The organism is Devosia sp., assembly GCF_036676215.1.
In the GTDB taxonomy this organism is placed as follows: Bacteria; Pseudomonadota; Alphaproteobacteria; order Rhizobiales; family Devosiaceae; genus Devosia.
Genome location: NZ_JAKFDJ010000029.1, coordinates 1 through 1,516, shown reverse-complemented (window position 1 = coordinate 1,516; position 1,516 = coordinate 1). Strand labels below are relative to the sequence as shown.

The 1,516-nt window shown below is 64.4% G+C and carries 2 protein-coding genes; both read right to left on the bottom strand.

Features of this window, described 5'->3' with window-relative positions; translation table 11 throughout:
- Window positions 1–315, bottom strand: a 315-nt coding sequence (locus V6M52_RS02135; protein WP_332698952.1) for a hypothetical protein, incomplete at its 3' end; no start/stop codon positions are given.
- 12 nt (window positions 316–327) lie between these two features.
- A partial coding sequence (locus V6M52_RS02130) for a gp53-like domain-containing protein (RefSeq protein ID WP_442881802.1) occupies window positions 328–1,516 on the bottom strand: 1,189 nt, incomplete at its 5' end.

The window sequence follows — 1,516 nt, the reverse complement described above, 5'->3', positions numbered from 1 at the left end:
GCCCATTAGCACCAGACCGAGCTGCTGGATGCGGCTGTCGGCGTCGGAGTGATACCAATTGCCGGCGGCCAGCACGCCGAGAGCCTTGCGGCGGTCGCGCTCGGCTTTGATCTGCGGCCAGATGTGTTCGGCGGTGGCGGCAGGCGGGTCGATCAGGATCGGCACGCCGTTTCCGGCGGCAACGATACGCTGGCCGGCGGACTCGCCAGCCAGCAGATCGGCATAGAGCTCGTCGGAAATCTCCACCACATCGTCCGGCATCGAGACGTGAATGGCGGGATTGTAAAAGCCCCTCGTGGCTGCTGAATAAAACATGCTGCTCCCCTCTTACTTTCCAATGGCAAAGAAACGGAAGGCGTTGCCATTTGCAGAGCCCCGCCAAACGAATTGCGACAACCCGGCCGGGCTCGAGGCCGCGTAACCGATAGACCCAGATCCGGCGCTGTACATCTGCACCACGTACACGTGATAGAAGACAGTCGGAAAGGCCAGCGGCAGGGTGGTCGTCACGTCCGCAGAAATTGTTGCGGGGGCTGTCGAACCCCACTGAAAGATCAGCCCACCCATCCAAGAAGGGAGGCCAATGTAGCCGGTCGCCGCCAAGCTCGCGGAGAACCCCCAGCGCAACTTTTTGGGTGTGACTGCTACATCATCCAGCGCCCCGGCATCCACCTCGGCCTGCGTGCCTACCCGCAGTACACCCAGCAGCGCTTCGGTGGCTACAGCCGCAGCCGAGCGGATGGCCTGGAATACTCGCAGTGCCGTCATGGTTTTGGTGTTGTCGGTACCCGCTTCGGCCTCTGCTTGCGTGGCCTGAGCTGCCCGCAGCTTCTTCGGCGTAACGATGGTCGCATCATCGGTCCCGGTAGTTACCTGTGCCTGAGTGGCAACCTTGGCGATGCCGAGCACGGCCTCTGTGGTCTGCACCACCTTCGCGGCAATCGCCTGGGCCACCCGCAACGCGGTCGTCGGCTTGGTGTTGTCGGTACCGGCCTCTGCCTCGGCTTGGGTTGCTTCACTGATGGCGTAGCCGGCTAGCGTGGTCGGATTAGTGCCGCCGGTAACGCGGCCGCGCTTGTCCACCGTGACACTGCGGTAGGTGCCTGCCGATACGCCAGACGGGCCAGCCGAGGCCTCGAAGGTCAGCGCCGTGGTGCCGAGCACGATGGCGCCATCGGTGGCCAGTTGCCAGACGCTGTCGGCGTTGGTGGTGCCTTGCTCGACCGGCACCAACATGCCGGGGGTGACCTCGATGCTGGCATCCGCATCGGCGGCGCGCGACCACGCGCCGGTAGCCACCACGTAGATACCGTTTGCAGCGCCGGCGGCCTGGTTCTTCACCAGCACCCGGTCGCCAGCAACCAGGGCGATGCCATCGATGGTCTGGGTGCCACTGAGGACGATGGCGGCGGTGGTGGCGACGCGCACGCTGTTCTTGTGGTCGAGCTTGGCCAGCTCGTCGTCGACGTATTTGCGGGTGGCCAGCACCACGCTGGGGTCGATCTTCAGTTCGACG